21 protein-coding genes, 2 tRNA genes and 4 pseudogenes are annotated in these 25,871 nt (G+C 71.6%); 15 read left to right on the top strand and 12 right to left on the bottom strand.

Features of this window, described 5'->3' with window-relative positions:
- Positions 1-128: 128 nt before the first annotated feature.
- Positions 129-389 (bottom strand): hypothetical protein, encoded by a 261-nt coding sequence (locus JFN87_RS08280; protein WP_209339258.1) that lies wholly within the window; start codon positions 387-389, stop codon positions 129-131.
- 454 nt (positions 390-843) lie between these two features.
- Positions 844-1,878 carry a hypothetical protein gene (locus tag JFN87_RS08275; RefSeq protein WP_209339257.1) on the bottom strand — a complete coding sequence of 345 codons (1,035 nt, stop codon included), beginning with the start codon at positions 1,876-1,878 and terminating at the stop codon, positions 844-846.
- Between the two features lie 122 nt (positions 1,879-2,000).
- Between JFN87_RS08275 and JFN87_RS33570 the strand changes: the two are divergent.
- Positions 2,001-2,279 (top strand): annotated as a pseudogene (locus JFN87_RS33570) (GntR family transcriptional regulator); the annotation flags it as partial.
- Between the two features lie 352 nt (positions 2,280-2,631).
- Here JFN87_RS33570 and JFN87_RS08270 read toward each other — a convergent pair.
- Entirely contained in the window at positions 2,632-3,123 is a 492-nt protein-coding gene (locus JFN87_RS08270; protein WP_209339256.1) for a hypothetical protein, read from the bottom strand.
- 224 nt (positions 3,124-3,347) lie between these two features.
- Between JFN87_RS08270 and JFN87_RS08265 the strand changes: the two genes are divergently transcribed.
- Entirely contained in the window at positions 3,348-3,851 is a 504-nt protein-coding gene (locus tag JFN87_RS08265; protein ID WP_245178959.1) for a hypothetical protein, read from the top strand.
- Positions 3,852-3,993: 142 nt separating this feature from the next.
- Here JFN87_RS08265 and JFN87_RS08260 read toward each other — a convergent pair.
- Both JFN87_RS08260 and JFN87_RS34660 read right to left on the bottom strand, forming a co-directional pair.
- A tRNA-Ala gene (locus tag JFN87_RS08260) sits at positions 3,994-4,067 on the bottom strand.
- Between the two features lie 140 nt (positions 4,068-4,207).
- Positions 4,208-4,759 (bottom strand): annotated as a pseudogene (locus tag JFN87_RS34660) (tyrosine-type recombinase/integrase); the annotation flags it as partial.
- On the opposite strand from JFN87_RS34660, the pseudogene JFN87_RS08250 reads away from it, so the two are divergent.
- Positions 4,750-4,995, top strand: a pseudogene (locus JFN87_RS08250) (UTRA domain-containing protein); the annotation flags it as partial. The pseudogenes JFN87_RS34660 and JFN87_RS08250 sit on opposite strands and share 10 nt — an antisense overlap.
- Before the next feature lie 361 nt (positions 4,996-5,356).
- On the opposite strand, the gene JFN87_RS08245 reads toward JFN87_RS08250, so the two are convergent.
- The 4 genes and pseudogenes from JFN87_RS08245 to JFN87_RS08235 all read right to left on the bottom strand — a co-directional run bounded on the left by JFN87_RS08245 (position 5,357) and on the right by JFN87_RS08235 (position 6,953).
- A tRNA-Ser gene (locus tag JFN87_RS08245) sits at positions 5,357-5,443 on the bottom strand.
- 154 nt (positions 5,444-5,597) lie between these two features.
- Positions 5,598-6,074 (bottom strand): NUDIX domain-containing protein, encoded by a 477-nt coding sequence (locus JFN87_RS08240; protein ID WP_209339255.1) that lies wholly within the window; start codon positions 6,072-6,074, stop codon positions 5,598-5,600.
- Positions 6,071-6,196 (bottom strand): annotated as a pseudogene (locus JFN87_RS33565) (XRE family transcriptional regulator); the annotation flags it as partial. The pseudogene JFN87_RS33565 and the gene JFN87_RS08240, both read right to left, overlap by 4 nt.
- 328 nt (positions 6,197-6,524) lie before the next feature.
- The gene (locus tag JFN87_RS08235) at positions 6,525-6,953 is read right to left on the bottom strand and encodes a carboxymuconolactone decarboxylase family protein (RefSeq protein ID WP_209339254.1); all 429 of its coding nucleotides are present in this window, start codon (positions 6,951-6,953) and stop codon (positions 6,525-6,527) included.
- Positions 6,954-7,065: 112 nt separating this feature from the next.
- Here JFN87_RS08235 and JFN87_RS08230 point away from each other — a divergent pair, with 112 nt between their 5' ends.
- Entirely contained in the window at positions 7,066-7,902 is an 837-nt protein-coding gene (locus JFN87_RS08230; protein WP_209339253.1) for a hypothetical protein, read from the top strand.
- A gap of 82 nt (positions 7,903-7,984) precedes the next feature.
- Positions 7,985-9,637: a cytochrome c biogenesis protein DipZ gene (locus tag JFN87_RS08225; RefSeq protein ID WP_209339252.1), complete on the top strand. Its 1,653-nt coding sequence runs from the start codon at positions 7,985-7,987 to the stop codon at positions 9,635-9,637.
- 120 nt (positions 9,638-9,757) lie between these two features.
- On the opposite strand, the gene JFN87_RS08220 is transcribed toward JFN87_RS08225, so the two are convergent.
- A complete protein-coding gene (locus tag JFN87_RS08220) occupies positions 9,758-11,551 on the bottom strand; it encodes a S1C family serine protease (RefSeq protein WP_209339251.1) in 1,794 nt (597 codons plus the stop codon).
- Positions 11,552-11,790: 239 nt separating this feature from the next.
- Between JFN87_RS08220 and JFN87_RS08215 the strand changes: the two genes are divergently transcribed.
- From JFN87_RS08215 to JFN87_RS08205, 3 genes are all read left to right on the top strand, one after another.
- The gene (locus JFN87_RS08215; RefSeq protein ID WP_209339250.1) at positions 11,791-12,612 is read left to right on the top strand and encodes a glycerophosphodiester phosphodiesterase; all 822 of its coding nucleotides are present in this window, start codon (positions 11,791-11,793) and stop codon (positions 12,610-12,612) included.
- A 164-nt stretch (positions 12,613-12,776) separates the two neighbouring features.
- The gene (locus JFN87_RS08210) at positions 12,777-13,226 is read left to right on the top strand and encodes an ATP-binding protein (protein ID WP_209339249.1); all 450 of its coding nucleotides are present in this window, start codon (positions 12,777-12,779) and stop codon (positions 13,224-13,226) included.
- 639 nt (positions 13,227-13,865) lie between these two features.
- Positions 13,866-14,816, top strand: a complete 951-nt coding sequence (locus JFN87_RS08205; RefSeq protein WP_209339248.1) for a DUF5926 family protein — start codon at positions 13,866-13,868, stop codon at positions 14,814-14,816.
- A gap of 472 nt (positions 14,817-15,288) precedes the next feature.
- On the opposite strand, the gene JFN87_RS08200 is transcribed toward JFN87_RS08205, so the two are convergent.
- Positions 15,289-15,966 carry a bifunctional DNA primase/polymerase gene (locus JFN87_RS08200; protein WP_209339247.1) on the bottom strand — a complete coding sequence of 226 codons (678 nt, stop codon included), beginning with the start codon at positions 15,964-15,966 and terminating at the stop codon, positions 15,289-15,291.
- Positions 15,967-16,481: 515 nt separating this feature from the next.
- Here JFN87_RS08200 and JFN87_RS08195 point away from each other — a divergent pair.
- Together JFN87_RS08195 and JFN87_RS08190 are read left to right on the top strand one after the other, a co-directional pair.
- Complete coding sequence (locus JFN87_RS08195; RefSeq protein WP_209339273.1) at positions 16,482-18,062, top strand: PP2C family protein-serine/threonine phosphatase; 1,581 nt, start codon at positions 16,482-16,484, stop codon at positions 18,060-18,062.
- A 159-nt stretch (positions 18,063-18,221) separates the two neighbouring features.
- Positions 18,222-19,706, top strand: coding sequence for an aminopeptidase P family protein (locus JFN87_RS08190; protein WP_209339246.1), 1,485 nt, complete (start codon positions 18,222-18,224; stop codon positions 19,704-19,706).
- Between the two features lie 93 nt (positions 19,707-19,799).
- Here JFN87_RS08190 and JFN87_RS08185 read toward each other — a convergent pair whose 3' ends face one another.
- Positions 19,800-20,249: an ATP-binding protein gene (locus tag JFN87_RS08185; RefSeq protein WP_209339245.1), complete on the bottom strand. Its 450-nt coding sequence runs from the start codon at positions 20,247-20,249 to the stop codon at positions 19,800-19,802.
- A 234-nt stretch (positions 20,250-20,483) separates the two neighbouring features.
- On the opposite strand from JFN87_RS08185, the gene JFN87_RS08180 reads away from it, so the two are divergent.
- The 5 genes from JFN87_RS08180 to JFN87_RS08160 all read left to right on the top strand — a co-directional run bounded on the left by JFN87_RS08180 (position 20,484) and on the right by JFN87_RS08160 (position 25,871).
- A complete protein-coding gene (locus JFN87_RS08180) occupies positions 20,484-21,380 on the top strand; it encodes a hypothetical protein (protein WP_245178950.1) in 897 nt (298 codons plus the stop codon).
- Positions 21,381-21,540: 160 nt separating this feature from the next.
- Positions 21,541-22,359, top strand: coding sequence for a YcnI family copper-binding membrane protein (locus JFN87_RS08175; RefSeq protein WP_209339272.1), 819 nt, complete (start codon positions 21,541-21,543; stop codon positions 22,357-22,359).
- A 143-nt stretch (positions 22,360-22,502) separates the two neighbouring features.
- Positions 22,503-23,183, top strand: coding sequence for an SCO family protein (locus JFN87_RS08170; protein ID WP_209339243.1), 681 nt, complete (start codon positions 22,503-22,505; stop codon positions 23,181-23,183).
- The gene (locus tag JFN87_RS08165) at positions 23,183-23,710 is read left to right on the top strand and encodes a copper chaperone PCu(A)C (protein ID WP_209339271.1); all 528 of its coding nucleotides are present in this window, start codon (positions 23,183-23,185) and stop codon (positions 23,708-23,710) included. The genes JFN87_RS08170 and JFN87_RS08165 overlap by 1 nt, the downstream gene beginning before the upstream one ends.
- A 19-nt stretch (positions 23,711-23,729) precedes the next feature.
- A complete protein-coding gene (locus tag JFN87_RS08160; RefSeq protein ID WP_209339242.1) occupies positions 23,730-25,871 on the top strand; it encodes a copper resistance CopC/CopD family protein in 2,142 nt (713 codons plus the stop codon).

Genomic DNA, 25,871 nt, shown 5'->3' with positions numbered 1-25,871 from the left:
AGGGCGGCAAGGCCGTCCGCCTCGGCAAGGAGCGCTAACCCCCTGCGTCCACGGCAACCACATCCCCATGCAACCCCACGACAGTCGCGTCTCCTGGCTGGCCCGGGCGGCGCCTGTGAGGCGGTGGTTCAACCTGCGAGGGTCAAGGCCAAGCCGACGAAGCCGAGGAACAGGCCTCCGAGTAGCGCAATACCGCCCATGAGCCGGAAGAACCAGGTACCCAAACGCGACGGCTCCGTCAGTCCCAAGTCCATCGTCTGGGCAGCGGCCACGGCCCGTGCAGCATTGCGACGCGCCGCGGCCTTGTCCGTCGCACCGCGCAAGTTGAGGCCCAAAAAGGCACCCCAGACCACACCGGCCATCCCCAACACAAGCAGCACAATACCCACGCCCACAGCAGCCCTCCCCAACACGCCGCCGAGATGCGGCCATCTGCCGGACTTTGCCAGCCATTTGCCGGGAGAGCAAGTGATCTTGAGGGCCTTGTGCCACGCGGGGTAGGGCCCTCCGGGCCCTGGCGGAGCGTGGCCGTACTACAGCGCTACTACGCCAGGGTGCTGGACGGCAAGGAAACCAAGATGCACGCCTTGATCGGTCGCGGTCGCTGTCGCGGTCTCGCAGAGCACGGATTGAACCCACGGAGACGTTGCCGCCGCGACGGTCTTCAAGAGCCCGACGGTCGGTAGGTCGCAGAACGGTTCCCTTGATCGAACGAGCCCTAGCCGAGGACCGGTAATCGGTAGCCCATCCGTCCGCAGGGGTGTCGCATCGCAGGGCGTCCCTCGTAATCTCCGTACGCAGCTGGGCGTTCAAGGCCGCCCTTCGGTGATTCGCCTGCTGTCATCAGCGGTCGGTCAGGTGCTCGCCCTCGTCCGTGTCCATGGCACAAGCGTCGCCTTTTGCGGCTACTGCCTGCTGGACTGAAGTCTCGGTTCCGGGCAAATCCCGACCGACGATGGCCGCGAGGACGCTGCGGTATTCCACCGGACGGGATTCGAAGTCCACACGGGTGGAGAGATTATTCGGGTCGGTGTCCGCGCCTCGCAAAAGGTCGACCGAGGTCTGGGCGAACTGCTCAGCCAGGCCCCGGGTCTCGGTTTCGTCCAGCACCACGCGTAGCTCGGCGAGGGCGAATTTCGCATGGTGGCGCTCTTCCCGGCCCGCAGCGAGCATCTGTCTACGGCCAGCAGCGGGGGCAGCATCCGCCAGCAGCGGCTCCAGGCGGTCGACCAGTGCGTCTGCGGCCGCAGCCACCTTGCGGCCCCGCGGGCCGGTCTCGGCCAGCACCCGTAGGGCGGAGAGAACTTCGGGGTCCTCCAGCGCCCGCTTCGGTGTCCACGCCTCCCTGACAGCCTGCATGGCCAGGCGATGGTCCTGGGCAACCAGAGCGGCGGCGTCCCGCAGCCGCCGGGCTCGGCGGACGATGTCGGGGTTGGCACCGGTCATTCGGGCCAACGAGCGGAGGTTACCGCCGACGGCACCGAGAATGATCAGGAAAACTCCGCCCAGAAGTGTGTCGTCGGAGAGGGTGGTCCGCCACTCAACGTTGTCGTCGCCCTCGAGCTCTCCCTTGTGCGGTCCCTCGGGCACGACAAATCCGGTGTCCCAGCCGTAGCCGGTTTCCGGATCGTAGTTGGGCGCCTTCAGAATCGGGTCGCGGCCGACGTCGCACTGATACCGCGCTTCGCGTTCGACGTGGTCGAGGTCTTTTGCGAAGGGATCGAACCAGCGGACTGTGCACGCGCCGTCAGGCCGCTCGCTGATCACCGTCAAGTCGACCTGCTTCGGCTCCGGCACCGTCGCGTACAACCACACCGAGCACCCGATGAGCAGCAGGCCGAGAGTTCCCACCCATCGGAAAAAAGGCACGTGTTTCATCTGGGCCCCCACCCTTTACCCCACCCGCACGTCGTACCCGGCACTCAAGGTATCAGCGAGGCCGAAACTGTGCCGCTGCGCAACTCTGTGCCTGGTGGTGACGCGCGCGCCCGAGCGCTGAGCCGGTGCCGGCCGACATCGCCGCACGGCTCAAGATCGTCGAGCGGAGAGCTGTGTCTCCGGACGGTGTACGAGCTCCTGGCGGACGGCAGGCCAGCGCACCTGTCGATGAGTTGGGGCCCCTACGACCTGGCCTGCGGGTCGCTCGTCGTCCCCCGAAGGAAGGCCCGGCCGCAAGGGCTGGAGTCGTGAACCGCATGGCCGCGATCGGGATGACTGTCAGCCACACGAAGGAGCAGTCAGAGCCCAGGCAGGCGAGCGGCGAGGGGATCTCGTTCCTGCGAGGGTGCTGCGGGCACGGGGAGGCACTGGCGGACGTATTGGGGTCGCTCTACTACCTCAGTAGTCCCTGGTCGGCTCACCGCTGTCGACCTGTACGGGCGCACAGTGATGAATGAGCGGGAGGCCGCAGCCGCCCTCAGCGAGGTGCCCGGTCTGAAGGAACAGTCCGCAGACGCCCAGCAGCCCGCAGCACTTGATGCTCTCGCAGAAGTACTCGCCGCATGCGTGACCACCCGGGGCAGTTACGTCGGGTTCTGGGGCGACTGAAGTGCAGGGGGTCAGACGGATACCGGCGCCGCTGGGGAGCCGTTGTCGTCGTCAACGTGCGCGCTGCGTGCCCCTCGACCAAGGTCAGCCCTGGTGCCGGGCGGCGTAGACACGGACCGGGTCAAGGTGGAGCTCGTTCGGGCCCAAGCAGTCCGCCGCCCACGTGGCCAAGCGCGAGCCGCAGGAGCAGGCCAGGTTGGGTCCGTGTGCGCCGGTGGGACCGCAGCACCCGAGCCAGTTGTCCCTGTGCGTGAAGGGTTCGAGGTGTGGCAGGACGTCGTCCGGGTGGAGGACGAAGCTGTCACGCCATCCGGCGGACAGTGTGGTGCCGGTGTCGGCTCTCAGCAGCTCGCGCCCCGTGCTGCAAGGGAGGCCGCGGGATGCATCGGCGACGACGAACGGAGCGCCCCACGGCTCGGGGTCGATGGCGTAGTACCCGCCGGGGACGGTTGAGCGGGCCCGGCCGGTCTTCTTGTCCCGGCCCTGATCTGGGTCAGCCACCTCCGGAACGAGCGGCAGCGCCATCAGGCCCTCGGTGAGTGCGGTCCCACACTTGGCGCAGTAGAAGACGGTCACGCATCGGGTTCTACCTGTGCGAGGCCGGAACGTTCAAGGAGCTTGATCAAGAGAGCGGCCCGCGACCAGATGCACGGTCAGGGGCCCTTGCACTGAGTGCTGAGTTCAATACTTCGGGAGCCGCCGAGGTCAGCGGCCATCCGATCTCTACTGAGGTACGCCGTCGACAGGCACTGCGAGGTATTCGGTTGTTGTGTAGAGCTGAGCCTGCGACGGTGATCGGCATGAACGTGATTCTGGGGGACAAGTCCAGATTCGGTGCGGAGATCGGCGAGCCAGGAGCACTGTGTCGGGTCGACCTCTGGGCAGCTGGAAGGTTGCTGACCTGCGACGACAATATGGCGTTCGCCTCCCAGTTCCGCCGCGATGTGCTGGACACGGCCGACTGGTTGCGGTCCGGCCAAGGTCCGCCCCTGCCTTTCGCCGGCTTGTCCGCCGAAGCCACACACCAGCGTCTCCTGCGACGTGCGGGGGACGACGACGAGCCCGAGGCCGACTACCAGCTGCGTAGCCGGTTTCGGGTCCTGCTCTGGGGGCCCACCACCGACAACGTGACTGCCCACCTGTTCCGCCAAGAGGAGCGCCTGGTGATCACACTGTCGTTCTGGCGTCGGGAACACATGCTCAACCACCCCGGAGACGCAGGTGCAGTCCTCACGGTCGAGACACCGGCCAAGGAGTTCGTCGGAATCCTTGAGGGCATCGCGGCCTCCCTCGGCTCCAGTTAGAGCAAGGCCGTTCGCGACCGTTCGATGGCATCAAGAGGGTCTGTTGCCGTCGGTTCTCGGGCTCTGGCACAACTTCTGTGACTGGGCACTCTGAGTCATGGCTGGCGTTTCCAGAGCCTGAACAGCTGGAAAGCAAACAGGATGGGGCCGACCGGATTCGAACCGGCGTCCTCCCACATGCGGTGAAGGCGCGACAGCCACTGCGCTACGAGCCCCATCCCATCAGGGATCATATGGGCCCCCGCACTCCCGCCGCCTCACATATTCGAGGCAGCTACGGTCACTCGAGTTACAGCGACACAAAGGGCGGATCCGCCCGCCACGTCGATGTCCGCCCGTCTCAGCGCGAGCGCCTACGCGACCCACAGCCCCGCGTACGCGATCAGCGCGATCAGCAGGTCATGGGGAGCCGCCGCGTTCCGGCACGGCGCCTGCGCGACCATCTCGTTGTCGACGGCCGCCCTCATGATCTGCGGCAGCACTCGATATGCCTGGCGGATGCGTGACGCGCTGAGCCCCGGGTCTTCATGGCGCCCACCCATTCGGCGACAGTGATCGGTCGCAGCGCGGACAACTCGCGGTCACCGAGCTCCGGGACGATCAGCGAGTTGATCAGCGACCGGTACGAGGCCCGTGTCTTGTGTTTGAGCTGGGGGCGAGACTGCCGCCAGCCAACGTGCCGACCCATCCCGCATGGTGATCCTTCCCTCGACCGGATAGATCCACTTCCCCTCTTCGATCTCGATGCACTTCCGCATCAACCAGCGGTCGGCATCCGTCTTGGTGGCGAAGGCCCGGTCGGCGAGTCGCAGCAGCCCGTCAGGCCCCGGACAGCGCGTCTGGAAGCGGCCAGACGGCAACTTGCGGATTCGTCCGAAGCTGCGGCGCGAGAGGCGCTGCGCGGGCAGGCGTTGTGAACCGCATGGCCGTGATCGGTGTGACCGTCACCCATGCTGGGGAACAGCCGGAGCCCAGACAGGCGACCGCCGAAGAGGCGTCGCTACTTGGGATCCAGAAAGCGGCGCTCGTGACGTACATCCGGCGGACGTACTACAGGGATCAGGGGCGGCCGGCCGAGACAGCGGACATCGGGGTGCCCGCCGCGCACTGCGAGATCGTGTACGAGATTTTGATCAACCGGTAGTACGAGGACGGGAGTAGAGGAGATGGACGACCCGGTGCCGTGCCCGGAGTGCGAAGACATGCTGGCGAACGTCGGGCTGACAATCGTGCGCCGCGAGGGCATGGGGCGAACCTGTCGGTCGCTCTGGAAGTGCGGACGGGAACATCTCTGGTGGCGTTGGGCGGACCAGCCAGATGCGGCACTCGAAGTCTGTCCTCTACCGCAGCTCTTTCGCTGAGCGTGACCGGGCCCGAAGGGGGCCGGTATGCCTGCCCCTGCCTGCCCCATGGAGCCGAATCCGGAGGGGAACAGCGGTGCCAGGCGGGCGCCGGGCATGGCGAAGGCCCCCAACCATAGGGCCTGGTCAGGGGCCGTTCACGTGCGGTGGGTGTGGGATTTGAACCCACGGAGACGTTGCCGCCTCGACGGTTTTCAAGACCGTTCCCTTAGGCCGCTCGGGCAACCCACCTCGCCCCGCGCGACCAGCGCCGGAGCGCCTACAGCGTACCTGTCCCCGGCCTCGCGCGGAGGCCATGGTCCGCATGGGGTGCACTGACTGTGCCCCCCCCCGAGATCCACCTATCGGATCACCCGCAGACGGAGGTTTTAACCGGATCGATAAGTCAGCCGAGGTAAGGCCGCTCACGACCTTCCAGAAAGTGACGGATCCGGAGCCGCTGCGTGTGGTGCATGGGCAGCTGATCGATCTGCTTCGGATGGACAAACCGCAGCTCCGTGGACTCGTCCGAGATTGCGAGTGCGCCGCCAAGCACGCGGGCGGTGAAGCAGACGTTGAACTGCCTGCGGATCTCGCCGTTCGAGTAGGCGATGATGTGGCGCGGATCGGTGTACGTGCCCACGAGCCCCGTGATCTCCACGTCCAGACCCGTTTCCTCCTTCACCTCGCGAACGGCTGTCCCTGGGAGTGAGTCGCCCATGTCCATGCCGCCGCCGGGTAGCGCCCAGAGGTCGTTGTCCTGTCGGCGCTGAAGGAGAATCTGCCCCTGGTCGTTGGTGACCACGGCCGACGCAGCGACCACCAAGCTGTTCGGCTCAGGCGCGGATGGATCGTCGTAGTACTCGGTCCTTGCCTTGGTCACCCTTCACTTACTGGCGTCGCGGTCTCCCACACGGCGTCGAAGTTGCGGGTGCACGGGTCGAACATGCCGCCTTCTCCGCTGCGCCGAAGATGCCACACGGGAGCACCGTAGGCGTTCACGCCGGTAAGGCTCCCCCGGCGTCCGCTGCTCGCCACCGTGCCTCGGGCGCCCATCATGTTGCGATCAGAGTTCGCTCCCTGCGGGCGAAGGACGGTGATCCGGCCCGGGCGTCTCGGTCTGCTTCGACGGCGAGCTGGAGGCAGGTATGGATTCGGGCGCCGAAGTGGAAGGCACCCCGGCGTCGGCCCAGGCTGTCTGCTGGTGTCTGATGAACCAGCCTCCGCCCGCACCACCACCTTGCGCCCCGTCCGGCGTCGGCGGGCCCGCCTGCGGTGGGGGCGGCGATGCGAATTGGGATCACTTGGTGGGGCACGTCGCGGGCAGGGGGCGTCAGGGCTTGGGGTGGGTGCCTCGGGTCGCGAAGACCTTTTTGGCTACCGCCGTGGCGTTCAGGGCCCTGGGCATCCCGCAGTAGACCGACGCGTGGAGCAGGGCCTCGACCACTTCGTCCGGGGTCAGGCCCACGTTGAGCGCCGCGTTGATGTGCACCTCCAGTTGCGGTTCGCAGCCGCCCAGGGCCGTCAGCATGCCCAGCGTCACCAACTGGCGGTCGCGTGGGGCCAGTTCTGGGCGGCTGTAGATGTCTCCGAACGCCCAGGCGACCACCTGGTGGCCGAGTTCGGGGGAGACGTCGGCCAGGGAGTCGACGACCTTGCGGCCCACCTCGCCGTCGACGCGGTCCAGCACCTCCATGCCGCGCTCGAAGCGGTCCTCGCGGGTCTCGGCGGCCGTGGTGTCGGTGGGGGTGTCCTCACTCATGCTCGTCCTTCTTCGGCGGGGCGGTTGTTGCCCGAGAACGTAGAACTTGGAGTGCACTCCAGGTCAAGCTCTTCCTGGCGCGCGGGGCGCGCGTCCGTTTTATGGTGGTTTTGTGGATGATGACGATGCCGAGATCATCGACCAGACCGACGACGTGGACGTGGAGGCGCCCGAGGATGGCGGGCCCGATGTTCTGCTGGACGTTCCCACCCTCAACATCGAGGAGATCAACCTCGAGGTCGAGAACCTGCGCGCCCGGGTCTCCCTCCATGCCGAGGTGCTTGACCTGCTGCGGCTCAACGTGGGCGCCGATGTCGACCTCGGACGTGTCGAGCTCGACATCAAGGGTGTCGAGGCGCAGGCCCTGCTGAAGGTGCGGCTGGACAACGTGTTGTCCGTCGTCGAGCGGCTGCTCGCCTCCGTGGACCGCAATCCGCAGATCCTCGAACACCTCACCTCGGCCGCCGCCTCCGCCGTGCGGGACGTGGGTGCGGCGGGCGGGGACGCCCTGGGGGAGGTCGGCCGGGGTGTGGGTGACGCGGGGCGTGAGGTCGGGCGTGGTGTCGGCGACGCCGGGCGGGGGCTGGGGGAAGCGGGGAAGGGCGTCGGCGAGTCCGTCGGCCAGTCCGCCGAGGGGGTGTCCGGGGCCGTCGGCGAGGGCGTTGAGGGGGCTTCCGGGGCTGCACGTGACACCACCGAGGGGGCTTCCGGGGCCGTTCGGGACAGCGGCGAGCTTGCTTCCCGGGCCGTTCGGGGCGGCGGCCGGGACGTCGCCCCGAACGAGCCGGCCGATGTGGAGGGGGCCGCCGAGTCCTCGCATCGGCACTCCCGCGACACCTCAGGCGCCCGGCGCAAGGTGCGGCGCAAGGCCGTGGCGTCCAGTGGCGGTGACAGGGCCCGGCGCGCCGGGCCTCGGCGGCATCGGCGTGAGGACGACGGCGAGGGCTGAGGGTCCTTACCGTTTGGTGAAGCCTCGGCCGTGCGAGCCTCGTGGCGTCCCTGGACGCCTCGCGCCGAACTAGCGTGAGTCCGTGCTCACCTTGGTACTCATCGGACTTGTCGGCGGTTTCGTCACCGGGATCTCCCCCTGCGTCCTTCCCGTGCTGCCCGTCGTCTTCATGACGGGTGGCGTGCGGCGGCGTCCGTATCTCGTCGTCGCGGGACTCGCTGTCAGCTTCAGCGTGTTCACGCTGCTCGGGACGCTCGTCGTCAGTGCCCTGCCCGTGCCGCAGGACATCATCCGGTGGGCCGGGCTCGTGGTGCTCGTGCTGCTCGGCGTCGCCATGATGTTCCCCCGCGTGCAGGACCTGCTGGAGCGGCCCTTCGCGCGGATCGGGCAGCGCCGGGTGCGCGGCGAGCGCGGTGATTTCGTGCTGGGGCTGGCGCTCGGCGCCGTCTACGTGCCGTGCGCGGGGCCCGTGCTCGCCGCGATCACCGTCGCCGGCGCCACGCACCGCGTCGGGGCGGGGACTGTCGCCCTGACGCTCGCCTTCGCCGTGGGCACCGCGGCGCCGCTGCTGTTCTTCGCGCTCGCTGGTCACCGTGTCGCCGAGCGGGTCAAGGTGTTCCGGGAACGGCAGCGCCGGGTGCGGTTCGTGGCCGGCCTCGTCGTGATCGGGCTGGCCGTGGCGCTCACCTTCAACGTCACCGACGCTCTCCAGCGCGCCGTGCCCGACTACACCGCCGGCCTGAACCAGGCGCTCGACAAGTCGGGCGCCGTCGGCGCGCTGGGGCAGGAGCAGGCCGCCGGGTTGCAGCACTGCGCGATGCTGCCGTCCCCCGACCTCGCGAACTGCGGCAAGGCGCCCGCGATCTCCGGCATCCAGCAGTGGTTCAACACCCCCGGCGACAAGCCCCTGCCCGCGAGCGCGCTCAAGGGCAAGGTCGTGCTCGTCGACTTCTGGGCGTACTCGTGCATCAACTGCCAGCGGGCGATCCCGCACCTCAACGCCTGGTACAAGGAGTACAAGAAGGACGGGCTCGTCGTCGTCGGCGTCCACGCGCCCGAGTACGCCTTCGAGCACGTGCCGGCCAACGTCCGCGCCGGGGCGAAGCGGCTGCACATGCGCTACCCGATCGCGCTCGACAACGAGTTCACCACCTGGAACAGCTTCGGCAACGACTCCTGGCCCGCCGAGTACCTGATCGACGCGAAGGGCGAGGTGCGCCATGTGGCCGTCGGCGAGGGCGAGTACGACACGAGCGAGAGGCTGATCCGGCAGCTGCTGACGGCCGCACACCCGGGCGTGCGTCTGCCGCCCGCCACGCACGTCGCCGACACCACGCCGACCGACCAGGACATGACGCCCGAGACGTACCTCGGCTCCGAGCGCGCGGGTTCCTTCGTGGACGGGCGGCTCTCCGGCGGCACGCACCGGTTCACCGCGCCGTCGTCCGTGCCGGACAACGCGTTCGCACTGGACGGCACCTGGTCCGTCGGCAAGGAGTCCCTGACGGCCAAGAAGGACGCGTCGATCAAGCTCGCGTTCTCGGCGGACGACGTCTACCTCGACGTCAGCGGTACGGGGACGATCACCACCACGCTCGACGGCAGGACCACGACGCAGGCGGTGTCGGGGGCGCCGGACATCTACACCGTCGTGCACGGGGACAGCCCGACGAGCGGGACGCTCGAAGTGAAGCTGTCGCCGGGGCTGAGCGCGTATTCGTTCACCTTCGGGTGAGTGACGGCGGGGCGTCCTGAGGGTCTGGCCATGTGGGCCGGGCGCCCAACGCGCGGGCCGCGCGCCCAACGCGCGGGCCCCGCGCCCCCGGTGGGGACGCGGGGCCCGTGGCCGCTCTCGTCAGTTCTTGCTGTCGCCCTTGCGGGAGCCCAGCGTCACCTGCACCGTGTGGCTCTGGCCGTTGCGCTGGTACGTCAGCTTGACCTGGTCGCCCGGCTTGTGCGTCCAGATCTCGCTGATGAGCGTGGGGCCGCTGTCGATCGCGGTGCCGTCGAACTTCGTGATCACGTCACCCGACCGCAGGCCCGCCTTCGCGGCGGGGCCGCCCGGCGTGACCGCCTGGCTGCCGCCGACGCCCTGGGACGCGATGACCGCGCCGTTGCCGCCCTGGTCGCCCTGCTGCTGGCCGGAGTCCATGGTGACCGTGGCGCCGATGATCGGGTAGACCGGCTCGCCGGTCTTGATCAGCTGCTGGGCGACGCTCGCCGCCTGGTTGATCGGGATCGCGAAGCCGAGGCCGACCGAGCCCGGCTGGCCGCTGCTGCCGCCGAGGCCGCCGCCACCGCCACCGCCGCCCGGCTGGATGGCCGAGTTGATGCCGATGACCGCGCCGCGCGCGTCGAGCAGCGGGCCGCCGGAGTTGCCGGGGTTGATGGACGCGTCGGTCTGCAGCGCGCTCATGTACGAGGTGCTGTTGCCGCTCTCGTCGCCCGAGACGACCGGCCGGTGCTCGGCGCTGATGATGCCGGTGGTGACCGTGTTGGACAGGCCGAAGGGCGCGCCGATCGCGATCGTCGCGTCGCCGACCTGGACCTTGTCGGAGTTGCCGAGCGGCAGCGGCTTGAGGCCCGAGGGCGCGTTCACCAGCTTGATGACGGCGACGTCGTAGCCCTGGGCCCGGCCGACGACCTTGGCCCGGTACTTTTTGCCGTTCGAGAACGTGGCGGTGAGCTTGCCGCCGCTCGCCGCGTCCGCGACCACATGGTTGTTGGTGAGGATGTGGCCCTGCTTGTCGAAGATGAAGCCGGTGCCCGTGTCGCCGCTGCCGTTGCCGTTCGTCGCGTCGATGGTGACGACGCTCGGGAGCGAGTTGTGGGCGACCACCGCGACCGAGCCGCCGGCCGCCTTGCCCTTCGGCAGGTCGGCCGCGGCGACCGTCGTCGAGCCGACGCCGCCGTTGTCGCTGCTCGACGCGGCCCAGTAGCCGATGCCGCCGCCGACGCCGCCCGCAACGAGCGCGCCGACGATGACCGCGGCGATCAGGCCGCCCTTGATGCGGCGTCCGCGGTTCGGGGGCTGGTGCTCGGGCGCGCCCCAGACGGGGCCGCCGCCGTGGTCGCCGGGTCCTTCGGGGCCGCCGGGACCGCCGGGACCGCCGAAGCCGCCGCCGTGGCCGCCGTCCTGTCCCTGGCCGCCGCCGTAGCCCTGGCCGCTCTGGTCGCCCGGGGCCCCGTACGCGGGGTAGGCGGGCGGTGCGGGCGGGGGCCAGCCGCCGGCCGGGGGCCGGTTCGGCGGGGGCGGGGTGGCGCCGGCTGACGCCTGCCCGTACGCGCCGTACGGCGACTGCTCGTGCGACGTCGACGTGGACGAGGGCGTGGACGGGGGTGTGGACGTTGACGTGGGCGGCTCGTGCTGCGCGTACGGGCCGGGGGCCGGGGCAGCGGGGGTCGGCGCGGGCGCCGGGGAGGCCGGGGCCGCCGCGGGCGAGTCGCCGCCCTCGGCGGGGGAGCCGGCGGGGGAAGAAGAGGAGGAGGACGACGAGGCGTCCGGTGAGGTCGTGCGGGGGATCTCCGCCGTCGGAGTGGCCTCGCGAGCGGCGGCGCCGTCAGGAGCGGCGTCCGGCCCCGGAGGTACGGACTGGGTGGCGGGGCGCTCCGTGCCCTCGCCCGCAGTGCCCTCGTTCTCGGTGCTCACAGCTCTTTACTCCTCGGTTCCACGTTCCGCGTCTGTCGTCGGCAGGCGTCCCGCTGCAAACGTCCCGCTGTGCAAGTGTCGTGGTTAACCCTTACCCACGGCACGTCGGGCCACTGTAAGCAGGACCTGTGCGTCTTTTGGCCATCTTTTACTTCGGACAAAGAGGACGCACTTCGAGCCGACCGGCCGGTGGTCCGGCCGTACGACCTCCTGCCCCGTCACGGTGGGACCATGACGCGGTGAGCCAAGCCCGCCAGCACAGCATTCAGGTCGTCGCCCACCGGGGAGCCTCGGAGGACGCGCCGGAACACACGCTCGCCGCGTACATGAAGGCCATCGAGGACGGCGCGGACGCCCTGGAGTGCGACGTACGGCTCACGGCCGACGGTCATCTCGTATGCGTGCACGACCGCCGGGTGAACCGTACATCCAACGGCCGCGGCGCGGTGTCCGCACTGGAACTCTCGGACCTTTCCGCCCTCGACTTCGGCACGTGGAAGAAGAGCCCCGCGTACGCGACGAGCGAGGAGAGCCCGGAGTACCGCGACCCCGGCCACACGTCGGTGCTGACGCTCGAACGGCTGCTTGAGCTGGTCGCGGACGCGGGCAGGCCGGTGCAGCTCGCCGTCGAGACCAAGCACCCGACCCGATGGGCCGGCCAGGTGGAGGCGCGGCTGCTGGAGACGCTCGGACGGTTCGGGCTCGCGCGGCCCGCACCCGGGGAGTCCACCGTGCGGATCATGTCCTTCTCCGCGCGCTCGCTGCACCGCATCGCGCGCGCGTCGCCGCAGCTGCCGACCGTCTACCTGATGCAGTACATCTCGCCGCGGCTGCGGGACGGGCGCCTGCCCGCGGGCGCGCGGATCGCGGGGCCCGGGATGCGGATCGTGCGCAGCCACCCCGGCTACATCGCCCGGCTGCACCGGGCCGGGCACCGCGTGCACGTGTGGACGGTGAACGAGCCGGAGGACGTCGAGCTGTGCGTGCGGCTCGGGGTCGAGGCGATCATCACGAATCGGCCGAAACAGGTCCTGCACCAACTCGGTCGAATCACCTCATAAGGGGTGAAAGCCGCAGGTCGGACGTGGTGGCTTGGCGGATTGTGCCCCGGCGCGTTCACTCCGTGTCCGAATGTCACGAGTGCGTCAAAGGCTGCCCAGTGGCCGGTTTCCGGCCCAGACGGTCGGGGCATCCAACCCGTGGCGTGGGCGAAGGGAGGTCTCGAATGGCGGTCATAGGGGTGCGGGAAGTACCGGCGTCGTCGGGCGTCGCGGTGTCCCACGGCCCATCGGGCGTGGGCGAGGCGCGGCACCGCATGCGGGAGCAGCTGAGCGGCAGCGGCGTTTCGGACACGGTCGTGGAGGATGCGGAGCTGGTCCTCTCCGAGCTGCTGAGCAACGCGTGCCGGCACGGGAGGCCGCTGCGGCGCTCGGAGCGCGGCGACGGCGGCATACGGGCCGCGTGGCGGGTCGATACGGCGGGGGGCCTGACGGTCGAGGTGACGGACGGCGGTGGTCCCACGCGCCCCGTCCCGGCACGGCCCTCGGTGACGGCACGCGGCGGCCGGGGGCTGAACATCATCACCGCGCTCGCGAAGGACTGGGGGGTGCGGGACAGCGCCTCCGGCGAGGTGACGGTCTGGGCCCGCCTCACGGCCCCCGACCCGCGCGTCTGACCCCCCACGGGCCCGGCCAAGGCACGGGGCACGCTGCGGCAACGGGACACACCGGGTTAACGGGGCACACCGGGTTACGGGCCGCATCCGCCCTCCTCCCGGCCCCACCGCCCCGGGCGACCCCCGCGTCGCCCCTCCCCGCCGCGAAGACGGCAAGGCCACCCGAGACCCCCGGCCGGAGGCCGACCGACCGGTCCGTCGCCCACCGGCGGACCGCCCGCCGCGGGCGGGGCACAGCGACCCGCGAGTGCGGGGCACGGCCACCCGCCAGACCGGCAACCGACCACCCCGGCCGCGGCCCGTCACCCATCGGCGGCCCACCGCCCGTCCGCCGCGGCCGGGGTGACCACCGCAGCCGCGTCACCCCGTCGTCCCCGGCCGGAGGCCCGCCGCGTCGACTCCGGGCCGCGCGCCCAGGACGACGATCCGGGCGCCTCGCGCCCATCGACCGGTCCGTCGCCCACCGGCGCATCGCCCGCCGTCAGCACGTCGCCCGCGGCCGGGGCCCCGCGTCAGCGCGGGGGCACGCGCCCCCGCGCGCCCCCGCGCGGCCTGTGCGGGTCGCGACCCGGTGCGGTCGCAGCGGCTAGGCTCGCCGTCTGCATTCGCACCGCCGCAGCGACCGGGAGACACCCCACCATGGCCAAGAAGCAGAAGAAGGCACAGCTCACGGACGGAGCCGTTCCGGTGGTTGGGCCCCGTGAGCCCTGCCCCTGCGGTTCCGGGCGGCGTTACAAGGCGTGCCACGGGCGTGCGGCGTCGCACGCGGTGACCGAGCTGGTGCATCGCCCGTTCGAGGGGCTTCCGGGGGAGCCGCACTGGGTCGCCATGCGCGAGCTGGTGCCCGCGGCGACCGCCGCGCTGGCGCTGAAGGGCGGGCTGCCCGCGGACGTGCCGTCCGTGACGCTGGCGACCGTGCTGCCGATGGCGTGGCCCGCGCTGCGCCGCGACGACGGCTCCGTGCTGCTCGCGCTGCAGAACGACACGGCGTCCGGCGACCTGAGCCGCGACCTCGCGGACACCCTGAAGCGCGCGCTGACCGCGGAGCCCGGCAACCCGGTCGCAGCCAGGCGCGTGGAGGGCGACGGGCCCAGGCTGCAGGACCTGCTCGACCTGGAGGCCGACTTCACGCCGACCGTCCACCAGGGGTTCGAGTTCTGGGTGCCGGACGCGGAGAACGCGACGCCCGAGGTCACGGCGTCCCTGGAGCGGGCGAACGAGGCGGCGATCCCCACCGTCCTGCTGTCGGGCTCCGAGGCCGCGTACTGGTGCGAGACGCCGGAGAAGAACCACCTGCGCTGGGTCATGCCGCACGCCGAGGAGAAGCTGCTCGACGCGCTCGCCCGGCTGCACGCGGCCGGCGCGTCGTCGCTTGGCGAGGGGACGCGGCTCGTCGGGTCGTTCCGGGCGCACGGGCTGACCGTGCCGGTCTGGGACCTGCCGACCGGGATGGGCGCGCAGGAGTGCGAGAAGCCCGCGGCCGCGTTCGCGGAGCGGCTGGCCGGGGCGCTGGCGGCCGACGCGCCGCTCACGGGCGAGGAGCGCCGGGCGCGCGGCGGCCTGACGAACCGCCAGGTGACGCTGAGCTGACGCTGAGCGACGAAGGGGCCCGACCCGGAGCCGTGGCGCGTGATCCGCATCACACGCCACGGCGTCCGGCGCGTACTCCCACGTAATAAGACGGCCCGATTTCTCTGATCGAATTTGCTAACGGCCGATCTCTTGTTACCGTTCTAGAAGCCCGGTCGCTGGTGCATCCCCCGTCGCCAGCGACCGGGCCTTTGCGTTCCGTCGCGGGCCCGCCATTGCTCCGGTTTACCCGCGTTCACCTGCTTTTACCTGCGGTTTCCCCGGCGGTTGACTGTGTGCCCGCTGTGCGGGTCCCGTGACGCCAACTCCCCGCGCACCGCGCTGACCTGGGCCGGGCCGACGGCCGCCCGCCCCCCGCACGCCGTCGTGCGCCCCGGCCGCACGGGCGCCGCCCGCGCGGATTTCGGGGAATTCCCGCACACGCGGCCATCGGCACGGGCGGCCCGTGCAATTGCATTTTGTTCAGTACATCTCAGTAGGCGAGTCTGCTGCCGCCGTCGGGGGCGCTCGTACTCGCCTCCACCAACGCGTCCACGACGGCCTCCACGTCAGGCAGCCAGGGCGCCGCGGAGCCCGGCAGCGGGCCGCGTTCCCAGCGCGCCTGCCCGCCCACGGCGTCCGACGGCGGTAGCACCAGGTAACCGCCCTCGCCGTGGAAGCGCAGCGAACTGGGAACCCACGCCTTCTCGTAGAGGAGGTCGCCGAGGCGTTCGAGGCCGTACGGGGCGACGAGGACCGACCATCGGGTCGGCGTCGCCACGACGGGGCCGAGCCGCATGCCCGCCGCGTCGAGCGCGGCGAGCGCCCGCGGCCCCGCGACGGCGGGGAGGCTGACCGCGCAGGGCGCGCTGCCGCCGGTGGCGAGCAGGACGGGCGCGTTCGGGCGCTTGGACCACCACCAGCGGATCATGTGCTCGTCGGTGGTCGCCGCGAGCAGGCCCGGGTCGAAGGGGTGCGCGCCCGGCACCGCGCATTCGAGGTCCGGGCAGGAGCAGCCCGTGCCGCGGGTGCCGCGGCCGGCGGGCCTGAGGGCCGCGCCGGGCAGCACGGGCCATCTCCACGCGGAGCAGGTGAGCGCGGCATCGACCGGGGCAGGCATCCCCTTGCGCCTGAGCCGGAGCCTGCGCCGCCTTCCGAGGATCTCGCGCATGAGCGCTCGTTCCTTTCCGTTGAACGCCGAGTCCACATGACACTGACTGGCGCCGTGCGCGTGTTTCGCCACGCCGTCCACATGCGTGCGTGGACGTGTCCGCGATACGAGGCTCCGCCGCCCCCGCGGGGACACGCCCCGCGTCGGGGACTGGAACGGACCCGGACATCCGGCGAACGGTGGCGCGCGCAAGGCGCTTGCTGCTGTCCCGCTGTGCTGTGCGTGCGTTCTCGCCACTCCGAGGGGACAGGTGGCGTACCGGCCCCGGCTGTCAGGACGCCCGGCTGCCGCCGTGAGGTTCCGCGGGGCCCCAACTGCCCCTGTCCGTCACCATTTACGTACCCATCGCGTACGGAATGACGCTCGGGAGAACGCCTCCCCGGAGTCGTCTGCTTCCCCCGGGCCCCGGAAAGAACCCTTCTCGAGCGAGTTCAGTCGACCGCAAAACCTGCCGCGAGGGCTGTTTTTCGGTCAACTTCCAGAGTATGCCAGACATCCACAGGGCCACGGGCATCATGCTGGACATTGCCCGAGTTGTGCGTGTACATGTGGGTACATTGATGGCCGCGCAGAATGACATGGGGGTTTGCGATGCTATTGAGCGAAACGCGCCGCCCGGAGGGTCGGCTGCCATGAGTGCCCCACACATGCCGAAAGTGGCCGGAATCAATTCCGTCGTCCCCGCCCCCGCTCACGCTGCCCCTCCGCTCGACGACCTCCAGGCGCCCCCGGTCGTCCTCATCCAGGACCGGCTCGCCGGCTGGGTGTCCGACCTCACCACGCTGCACGAGCTGACCGAGCGCCTGGCGCGCACCGACCACCTCGACGCGGCGCTCCCCGAACTGCTGCGCGCGGGCGCCGCCCTCGTGGGCGCGCGCCGCGGCCTCGTCGTCCTCGAACCCGCCGACGGACTGGGACCGCGCACCACCGTCGGCCTCGGCCTGTCCCGGTCCGATCTCGGCCATCTGGAGACCGTGCCGCGCTCCGCCACCGGGTACGGCGCGCTGCTCGATGACGCGGAGCGCGCGGCGCCGGGCGCGCGCCCCGAGGCGATCGCCTGCCCCGACCTGTTCGCCGGCCCTGCGGCCGATCGAACGTCCGGCGCCGCGGCCGGCTCCCGGCTGCGCGACGTCGCCACGCGGCTCGGCTTCGCCGCCACGTACGCGGTGCCGCTGGTGGCCGACCGCGAGACCAACGCCGCGGGCGAGCCGGCCGGCGAGCGACCGCCCCGGCTCGGGGCCGTGATGTGGCTGTACGACGAGCCGGCCGAGCCCGACGAGCGCGCACGCCACCTCGCCGGCCTCTACTCCCGGTACGCGGGCGAGCACCTGGCACGCCTCGTGGAACTGGAGCGCGCACGCGCGCGCCTGGCCGCCGTCGCCGACGAGCTGCTGCCGTCACGCCTGCCGTCCGTGCCCGGCGTGCGCATGGCGGTGTGCCACCGCACGGGACCGCTGGGCGGAGGGGACTTCTACGACGCGCTGCCGCTGCCCGAGGGCGCGCTCGGCCTCGCCGTCGGTTCGGTCAGCGGATCCGGGCCAGCGGCCGTCGCGGCGATGGGCAGGCTGCGCGCCTCACTGCGCGCGTACGCGGTGATGGAGGGCGAGGACCCGGTCGCCGTCCTGTCCGACCTGGAGATGCTGCTCACGCTCACCGAGCCGGCGCGCACGGCCACCGCGCTGTTCGCGTTCGCGGAGCCCGCCACGCGCCGCGTCGTCCTCGCGGGCGCCGGGCACGCGCCGCCGCTGCTGGTCGGCGACCGCAGATGCGAGTACATCGAGACGACGCTCTCTGCCCCGCTGGGGATGCTCAGCTGCTGGGAGGCGCCGAGCGTGGAGCTGGCGCCCGCGCCCGGCGAAACGGTGCTGCTGTACACCGACGGGCTGCTGCGGCGCACGGGCGACCCGATGGACCGTGCGTACGCGCGGCTGCACGCGGCCGCCGCGAGCGTGCCCGCCGCCGTACGGGACGACCCGGCGGCCGTCGCCGAGCACGTCGTGCGCACGGTGCTGGCCGACGCGGGCGTGGCGCACGAGCCCGCGGGTGCGGGCGGCGGCACGGAGGACATCGTCCTGCTGGCCGTCCGCTTCGACTGACCGCCCTCGTTGACCGCCCCCGGTCGGCCGCCCCGGTCACTGACACAGCTCACTGACATTACTCACAGGGCCGGACGGTTCTGTACACATGTGCGCTTCCTTACGATGGAAGCGACCGGTGTCGCACCCGAGAGCCGGTGGTCGTAGCGAGGAGAAGACGTGGCGGACGAGCGCATCCAGGAGACCCCTGACAACGAGGCGGAGACCGCCGACGACAAGCCGATCAAGCAGCGGAAGAACGGACTGTATGCCGCCGTGTCGGACGAACTCGCGGAGAACATGAAGAGCGGCTGGGCCGACACCGAGCTGCGCGGCCTCACCGCCCTCCCCCAGGCCGGGCAGACGGCCGCGCGCCGCGCCGCCCTGTCCGCCCGCTTCCCCGGCGAGCGGCTCGTCGTGCCCGCGGGCAACCTCAGGACGCGGTCGAACGACACGGAGTACCCCTTCCGCGCGTCGACCGAGTACGCGTACCTCACGGGCGACCAGACGCAGGACGGCGTCCTCGTCCTGGAGCCCGCGGGCCCCTCGGGCCACGACGCGACGGTCTACCTGCTGCCGCGCTCGGACCGCGGCAACGGCGAGTTCTGGCTGGACGGCCAGGGCGAGCTGTGGGTCGGCCGCAGGCACTCGCTCGCCGAGGCCGAGCAGCTGCTCGGCGTCCCGGCGAAGGACGTGCGCACGCTCGCGGGCGTGCTCTCCGAGGCGACGGGCCCGGCGCGGGTCGTGCGCGGCCACGACGCGGGCGTCGAGGCGTCGCTCACCGACAAGGTGACGGCCGAGCGCGACGAGGAGCTGCGCTCCTACCTGTCCGAGGCGCGCGCGGTCAAGGACGACTTCGAGATCGGCGAGCTGCAGAAGGCCGTGGACTCGACGGTGCGCGGCTTCGAGGACGTGGCACGCGTACTCGACCGCGCCGAGGCCGAGACGCGCGGCGAGCGCTACATCGAGGGAACGTTCTTCCTGCGCGCCCGCATCGAGGGCAACGACGTCGGCTACGGCTCGATCTGCGCCTCGGGCCCGCACGCGACGACCCTGCACTGGGTGCGCAACGACGGCCGGGTCCGTGCGGGCGACCTGCTGCTGCTCGACGCCGGCGTCGAGACGGACACGCTGTACACGGCGGACGTGACGCGCACCCTGCCCGTCGACGGCAGCTTCACGCCGCTCCAGCGCAAGATCTACGACGCGGTGTACGAGGCGCAGGAGGCGGGCATCGCGGCGGTCAGGCCCGGCGCGAAGTACCGCGACTTCCACGACGCCGCGCAGCGCGTGCTCGCCGAGCGCCTCGTCGAGTGGGGGCTGCTCGAAGGCCCCGTGGAGAAGGTGCTCGAACTCGGGCTCCAGCGCCGCTGGACCCTGCACGGCACGGGCCACATGCTCGGCCTCGACGTCCACGACTGCGCGGTCGCGCGCCGCGAGGTCTACGCGGACGGCACGCTCGAGCCCGGCATGTGCCTGACGGTCGAGCCCGGCCTGTACTTCCAGGCGGACGACCTGACGGTGCCGGAGGAGTACCGCGGGATCGGCGTCAGGATCGAGGACGACATCCTCGTGACGGCCGACGGCAACCGCAACCTCTCCGCGGGCCTGCCGCGCGCATCGGCCGAGGTCGAGACCTGGCTGGCCGGGCTGCGCACGGCCTGACCGCACGGAGGACCCGCAGAGGACTCGCAGAGGGCCCACAGAGGGCTCACATGCGACGGGTCCACAACGGGACGAGGACGCTCCGCTCGGCGGTCACACCGCTCCGAGCAGGGCGTCCTCGCGCCACTTCAGGGTCTTGTCGAAACTCACCACCGCGCCGTGTCCTGGGCCGCCGGTGAAGTCGACGTGGTCGGCGAGCTGCTCGATCAGGCCGAGGCCGCGCCCGCTCTCCGCCGTCGGGGACGGCGGCCGCGCCGACGGCCTGACGACCCGTCTGCGCGGGAATCCCGGCCCCGAGTCGGCGACCTCGATACGGCACTTCTCGCCGTCCAGGTACGCGGTGACGCGATAGCCGCCGCTGTCCGCGGGGCCGTACCCGCCGTGTTCCACGGCGTTGGCACACGCCTCGGTGAGCGCGACCGACAGGTCGAAGGAGATGTCCGGGTCGACACCGGCCGTGTCCATCGCGCCGAGCAGCAGGCGGCGCGCGAGCGGGACGCTTGCCGCTTCGCGCCGCAAGTGCAGAGACCACCAGATGCTCATGCTTCAGCCTCCTGGCCGCGGCTCGACATATCGTTACGTATTGCCACTGGCCATACGACATAAGCGGGGCCCGCGCGGGAAAGCGCTCGTTCGGCGGACGCGTGGACGGCACCGGCCGTGTATGGGTCGCGCCATGCCCTGTGCCAGGTCCCGCCCCAGGCCCCATGCCGTGCCTGTCCGCATGTGGACCTGCCCCACTGGCGCCGCGGGCGCAGTGCGATGATGGGCACCGCCATGCATCCCGTCGCGCGCGCCGCTGCCGGCGCTCGGCTGTTCAGGGCCGCGGTGTTCGCCGCGGTCTGCGCCGTGCTGTCCGCGATGGGGCACGCGATGGCAGCCTGCGCGCCCGTGCCGTGGTGGGCGGTGGTGGCCGGATTCCTCGCGGTGTTCGCCGTGGCGGCGCCCCTGGCGGGGCGGCCGCGCTCGACGCCCACCGTCGTCGTCGCGCTGACGGCGGGGCAGCTCGGACTGCACAGCCTGTTCGTCCTCGCGCAGCAGCGGGCGTCCGCGCCCGTGTCGGTGCACGTGGCGGGCAGCGACGCGCTCGTGCGCACCGCGGCCAAGCTGCTGTGCGGCGGCGGAGCGGCGTCCCTCAGCCCGGGCGACGCCCGGCGCATCCTCGCCAACGCCCATGTCCCGGCCGCTGACGTGGTGTCGGGGACGGGCGGCGGCGCGGCGTTCACGCAGGCGCACGCCGCCACGTCCGGGATGACCGGCATGACCGGCATGCCGGGAATCGACTTCATGTCCGGGGCGACCGCTTCGCCCCAGTGCGCGGGGCTGCTGCCGTCCGTGCCCATGATCCTCGGCCACGTCCTGGCCGCGCTGGCCACGGGGTGGCTGCTGCGCCGGGGCGACCTCGCGCTGCTGCGCATCGCCCGGCTCTCCGCCCAGGGCGCGCACGGGCTCGGCGAAGTGCGCGAGACGCTCACCGACGCGGCGCAGCTGCGGGCCCTGCGCGGCGCGCTCGTCCTCGTACGGCACCTGATCGCGGGACTGCCCACGCACCTGGACGGCCGCGCGGGGCGCGCGCCGCTCCCGTACGACATCGCGCCGGGCCCCACGGCACACACGCTCCAGCACACGGTCATCAGGCGCGGGCCACCGGCGGAGTTCGCGCTCGCCGCATGACGCGACGCACTCGCTCGTCCATGGCTGACGAGGCGGCGTCGCGGTGCCGACGTGCGACCGCACGTGGCTCCCGTACCACCTCACCCCCGTGGAGTGCCCTGTGATCCCATCCGAGTCCGATAACTTCCCCGCCGTGACGGCCCACGGCGCGACGCCGCCGATGCCGTCGGTCCCGGCAGCGCAGGCGGCCCCGACCTCGTGGCGTGGCGTGAAGCGCGCCGCCGTCGTGGGCGGGCTCGCCGCCTCCGCCGTGCTCGTGCTCGCGGGCACGGCGTCGGCGCACGTCACCGTGAACCCGGAGGGCGAGGCGGTCAAGGGCGGCTCCGCCGTCGTCGACTTCAAGGTCCCCAACGAGCGCGACAACGCCACGACCACCAAGCTCGAAGTGGACTTCCCGACCGACACCCCGCTCGCGTCCGTGATGCCGGAGCCGGTGCCGGGCTGGAAGATCGACATCACCAAGTCGAAGCTCTCCAAGCCGGTCGAGCTGTGGGGCAGCAAGGTCACCGAGGCCGTCAGCAAGGTCACCTGGACCGCGGACAAGAGCAGCGGCAGCGGCAGCGGTGACAGCGGCATCCCCGTGGGCGAGTTCCAGCTGTTCCCCGTCTCGGTCGCCACGCTGCCCAAGAACGCCGACCAGGTCACCTTCAAGGCCCTCCAGACGTACAGCAACAACGAGGTCGTGCGCTGGATCGAGGTGCAGAAGCCGGGCGCGCCGGAGCCCGAGAACCCGGCGCCGACGCTCAAGCTGACCGCGGCGCCCGCCGCCGACTCGCAGGGCAGCTCCTCGGGCTCGTCCAGCGCCTCGAACGCCTCGGACTCCTCCGACTCCTCGGGCAAGAGCGGGAAGGACCAGGCGTCCTCGTCCACGTCGGACGGCTCCGACACCCTCGCGCGCGTGCTCGGCATCGTCGGCATCGTCATCGGCGCCGCCGGTGTGGCGTGCGGCGTGCTGATCGGCCGGCGCCGCAGCGCCTGACCCCCACGGCGCCGCGCGGCGTGCCGCACACCGGGCACGCCGCGCCCCGGCACGCGACGCCCAGACACGCGTCGCCCCGGCACGCGTCGCCCCGGACAAACCCCCCGTTTTCGCAGTTCCCCGCACTTTCCCAGGAAAGACCCATGCACAAGAAGCAGCTCACCGCGGCCGCGGCCCTCGTGGCGGCCGCCGCTCTCACCCTCACCGCCTGCGGCTCCGGCTCCTCGGACACGAGCGCGAAGCCGAAGGCGAAGTCCTCGTCGGTCGCCGACGTGTCCGGGGCGCAGAAGCCCGGCGCCGCGACCGTCCTCGACCCGCCCTTCACGAAGCCGGACCTCGTCCTGACGGACACGCACGGCAAGAAGTTCGACCTCCGCGCGGAGACGAAGAACAAGCCGACCCTGCTCTACTTCGGCTACACGCACTGCCCCGACATCTGCCCCCTCACGATGAGCAACCTCGGCATCGCGAGGAAGGCCCTGACCAAGGCGGAGCAGGCCAAGCTGCAAGTCGTGTTCATCACCACCGACCCGGAGCGCGACACCCCTGCCCAGCTCGGCAAGTGGCTGCCGGCCGCGGGCGACCCGTCCTTCATCGGCCTCACCGGCGACTTCAAGAAGATCCAGGCGGCCGCGCGGTCGATCGGCATCGGCATCTCCCCGCCGGTGAAGAAGAAGGACGGCACGATCGAGTCCAGCCACGGCGCGCAGGTCGTCGCCTTCTCGCCGAAGACCAACGGCGGCTACCTGCTGTTCGGGTCGACCACCACGGCCGAGCAGTACGCCAAGGCCCTGCCGAAGATCATCAAGGGGGAGAAGCCGTGATCCGCCGCGCTCCCCTCGCCCTGGCCTCCGTGCTCGCCGCGGCCGGCCTGACGCTCACCGCATGCTCCGGCGGCTCGTCGACCGCCGACGCGAAGGCGCCCGCGGCGTCGACGTCGGCGTCGGCCACGCCGTCCGCACACACGCCCGCCGGCGGGAAGCCGCACCTCACCGTGTCCGGCGCCTACGTGCCGCAGCCCGTCGGCGACCTGGCGGCCGCGTTCCTCGTCGTCAAGAACACCGGCGGGGGCGACGACACCCTCACGTCCGTCACGAGCCCCGTGTCGGGCGAGGTGTCCATACACAAGACCGTGAACGACCGGATGGTGGAGGTGAAGTCCTTCGACGTGCCGGCCGGCGGCACGCTCGACCTGGCGCGCGGTGGCGACCACATCATGATGATGGGCGTCAAGAAGCCGCTCGAGCAGGGTCAGCGCATCGCTCTCGAACTGCACTTCCGGAAGTCAGGCGCGATCAAGGTCACCGTTCCCGTCAAGGCGGCCAACTACCAGCCGGCCGCCGCGCAGTGAGTGAGGGGCTCCACACGCCATGAACACCGCCATCGCCCCACCCCCGCCGGGCGGTTACCGCCGCCGGGCCGCCGGTACGTACGCGACGCCGCTGCTGCGGCTGCTGCTCGTCGCCGGCCTGCTCGTCCCGGCCGTGCTGCTGACGTTCGCCGGCAAGGCGTCCGCCCACGCGGCGCTGACCGGCAGCGACCCCAAGGACGGGGCGGTGGTGGCGACGGCACCCGGCGCGGTCACCCTCACGTTCTCCGAACAGGTCACGCTCGGCAAGAACGCGATCCGGGTGCTGTCGCCGGACAACAAGCGCGTGGACACCGGGAAGATCACGGACGTCTCCACGAAGTCGACCGCGAGCTACCGCGCGGCGCTGCGCCCGTCCATCCCGAACGGGACGTACACGGTGGCGTGGCAGGCGATCTCCGCCGACACCCACCCGGTGTCGGGGGCCTTCACCTTCTCGGTCGGGGCGCCGTCCAAGACGAGCGCGAAGGTCGCGGGGCAGGGGTCGAGCGGCGGCCTCGTCGGCGTGCTGTACCAGGTGGCGCGGTACCTCTCGTACGCGGGATTCGTGCTGCTGGTCGGCGGAGCCGCCTTCGTGCTGATCTGCTGGCCGGGCGGGGCGTCGGCGCGGCCGCTGCAACGGCTCGTCGTGCGCGCGTGGCTGCTGTTCACGGCGTCGACGCTGGCGCTGCTGCTGCTCCGCACCCCGTACACGGGGTCGGGCAAGCTCGTGGACGTCTTCGATCTCAGCGGCCTTCAGGGGGTGCTCGGGACGAAGGAGGGCGCCGCGCTGGTCTCCCGGCTGCTGCTGCTCGGGGCGGCGGCGGTGTTCGTGGCGGTGCTGTTCGGCGCGTACGCGCGACGCGGCGAGGAGAGCGCGGCGGAGGCGACCGGCGCTTCGGGCGCGGACGGCGCCTCGGGCGCGGACGGCGCTTCCGGCGCGGCGGGCGAGCGCAGGGACCTGGCGTTCGGGCTCGGCGCGGGCGGCGCGGTCGTCGCGGCGGGCCTCGCGGCGACGTGGTCGCTCAGCGAGCACGCGTCGACGGGCATCCAGACCGGGCTCGCCATGCCGGTGGACATGGTGCACCTGCTGTCGGTGGCGTGCTGGCTCGGCGGGCTCGCGGCGCTGCTCGTGTCGCTGTACCGCGTCCCGTCGATCGACGCCAAGGCGGTGGGGCGGTTCTCGGCGCTGGCGTTCTGGAGCGTCGTGGCCGTGGTGGCGAGCGGCGTCTACCAGTCGTGGCGCCAGGTCGGCTCGTTCGCGGCGCTGGGCTCCACCACGTACGGGCGGCTGCTGCTGATCAAGGTCGGTCTCGTCGCCGTCATCCTGGCGATCGCGTACTTCTCGCGGCGGTGGACGCGGCGGCTCGCCCAGGCCCAGGCCCCGGCCGCCGTCGCGGGCGCGGACACGGCCGAGGAGGCCGCACTGGAGGAGCCGGTACCGGTCGCGTCGGCCAAGGACGCGGTGGACGTGGCGGCGGCGGACGCGGGCAAGGCCGGCTCGGACTCGTCGGGGGCGCCGGACTCGGCGAGTACGTCGAACTCGGCGAGTACGTCAGGCATGCCAGGCACGTCGGACGCGCGCGCGGCGCAACTCGCGCGGCAGCGGGCGGCGGTGGCGTCGGCACGCAAGAAGCGGCAGCGCGACGCCGACCCGGTGCGCGGCGGACTGCGCCGCTCGGTGCTCGCGGAGGCGGCGGTCGCGGTCGCCGTGCTCGTCGCCGCCACGATCCTGTCCGACACGGAGCCGGGCAGGACGGCGGAGGCGGCGGCGAAGGACCCGGCCGGCGCACCGGCGACCGCCATGCACCACGCGCACGGCCCGGTCGACCTGAGCATCCCGTTCGACACCGGCGGCCCCAAGGGCAAGGGCGTGCTCCAGTTCCACCTGGACCCGGCACGCACGGGCGCCGACAACGTCATGCACCTCTACGTCAACGGTCCCGACGGCAAGCCGCTCGACGTTCCCGAGGTCAAGGCAAGCCTGACGCTCAAGGCGCGCGGGATCGGCCCGCTGCCGATCACGCCGAGCAGGTTCGCCCCCGGCCACTGGGCGGCGGACCACGTCCGCGTCCCGATCGCCGGCAGCTGGCAGCTCGCCCTGACCGTCAGGACGTCCGCCATCGACGAGACCACTGTGTACAAGAACATCACGATCGGCTGA

The organism is Streptomyces montanisoli (assembly GCF_017813245.1).
Lineage (GTDB): Bacteria > Actinomycetota > Actinomycetes > Streptomycetales > Streptomycetaceae > Streptomyces > Streptomyces montanisoli.
This window is presented reverse-complemented; position numbering and strand designations above follow the sequence as displayed.

What these genes read in the sequence shown, in the direction of transcription:
- JFN87_RS08275 (WP_209339257.1), bottom strand. Translation starts at nt 1,878, where the DNA reads ATGAAACACGTGCCTTTTTTCCGATGGGTGGGAACTCTCGGCCTGCTG.
- JFN87_RS08265 (WP_245178959.1), top strand. Translation starts at nt 3,348, where the DNA reads ATGAACGTGATTCTGGGGGACAAGTCCAGATTCGGTGCGGAGATCGGC.
- JFN87_RS08235 (WP_209339254.1), bottom strand. Translation starts at nt 6,953, where the DNA reads ATGAGTGAGGACACCCCCACCGACACCACGGCCGCCGAGACCCGCGAG.
- JFN87_RS08210 (WP_209339249.1), top strand. Translation starts at nt 12,777, where the DNA reads ATGGCGGTCATAGGGGTGCGGGAAGTACCGGCGTCGTCGGGCGTCGCG.
- JFN87_RS08205 (WP_209339248.1), top strand. Translation starts at nt 13,866, where the DNA reads ATGGCCAAGAAGCAGAAGAAGGCACAGCTCACGGACGGAGCCGTTCCG.
- JFN87_RS08200 (WP_209339247.1), bottom strand. Translation starts at nt 15,966, where the DNA reads ATGCGCGAGATCCTCGGAAGGCGGCGCAGGCTCCGGCTCAGGCGCAAG.
- JFN87_RS08195 (WP_209339273.1), top strand. Translation starts at nt 16,482, where the DNA reads ATGCTGGACATTGCCCGAGTTGTGCGTGTACATGTGGGTACATTGATG.
- JFN87_RS08185 (WP_209339245.1), bottom strand. Translation starts at nt 20,249, where the DNA reads ATGAGCATCTGGTGGTCTCTGCACTTGCGGCGCGAAGCGGCAAGCGTC.
- JFN87_RS08180 (WP_245178950.1), top strand. Translation starts at nt 20,484, where the DNA reads ATGCATCCCGTCGCGCGCGCCGCTGCCGGCGCTCGGCTGTTCAGGGCC.
- JFN87_RS08175 (WP_209339272.1), top strand. Translation starts at nt 21,541, where the DNA reads ATGCCGTCGGTCCCGGCAGCGCAGGCGGCCCCGACCTCGTGGCGTGGC.
- JFN87_RS08170 (WP_209339243.1), top strand. Translation starts at nt 22,503, where the DNA reads ATGCACAAGAAGCAGCTCACCGCGGCCGCGGCCCTCGTGGCGGCCGCC.
- JFN87_RS08160 (WP_209339242.1), top strand. Translation starts at nt 23,730, where the DNA reads ATGAACACCGCCATCGCCCCACCCCCGCCGGGCGGTTACCGCCGCCGG.